1 protein-coding gene is annotated in these 252 nt (G+C 70.6%); it reads left to right on the top strand.

Going from position 1 to position 252, the window contains the following annotated elements:
• Window positions 1-111 precede the first annotated feature (111 nt).
• The coding region (locus JHD59_RS22675; protein ID WP_368671649.1) for a phage tail protein at window positions 112-252 on the top strand (141 nt) is incomplete at its 3' end.

Here is a 252-nt window from a genome sequence, read left to right as displayed (position 1 = left end):
CCCCCCCCCCCCCCCCCCCCCCCCCCCCCCCCCCCCCCCCCCCCCCCCCCCCCCTTTTCAAGCAGAAGACGGCATACGCGATAATTGGCGGAGTCTCGTGGGCTCGGAGATGTGTATAAGAGACAGCTGCTGCACAGCGCCAATGAGCTGCACCGCCACAAGGGCACGCCGTGGGCCATCCGCGAAGTGATTCGCCGCCTGGGCCTGGGCGAAGCCGTGCTGATCGAAGGCCTGGCCGGCCAGCGCCGCAAT

Origin of the sequence: Chromobacterium sp. ASV23 (assembly GCF_016428945.1) — a bacterium.
Lineage (GTDB): Bacteria > Pseudomonadota > Gammaproteobacteria > Burkholderiales > Chromobacteriaceae > Chromobacterium > Chromobacterium sinusclupearum.
Note: the sequence above shows the minus strand (reverse complement) of the source record. Positions and strands in the feature narration are given on the sequence as shown.